This window comes from Pseudomonas sp. AC463 (genome assembly GCF_979253585.1).
In genome coordinates, this window is the sequence record NZ_CEEDDZ010000375.1 from 1 (window position 1) to 313 (window position 313).

The 313-nt window shown below is 65.2% G+C and carries 1 protein-coding gene; it reads right to left on the bottom strand.

Features of this window, described 5'->3' with window-relative positions:
• Positions 1-94: 94 nt before the first annotated feature.
• The coding region (locus tag AC0IYH_RS30600; RefSeq protein ID WP_471837914.1) for a DUF6771 family protein at positions 95-313 on the bottom strand (219 nt) is incomplete at its 5' end.

Consider the following 313-nt stretch of genomic DNA (forward strand, 5'->3'; position numbering starts at 1 on the left):
GGGCGACTCGGAAGCACGAGCGACACTCAGCCCGGATGGAGCCGCCATGCCGCACCACGTCCGCGAGGTCGCGTGGAGCTTGAACCATCGCGCGTCAAAGGAGCGGCAGGGTCAGTTGGTCGCGATCGGTCCGTAGGGGCTGATACAGGGCCGAGTAGACGTGGTTGGCGACCTCAAGGCACCCGTCTTCCCGAAGCTGCTGTGTGGGCGCTGTGAGGGCCTTGATGGCCCATGTGGGCGTCGTCTGGATAGCTTGGGCGATTGCGTCTGGCGTGATGGTCATGGTCGAGTCTCCGTCCGCGCTTGGAGAACG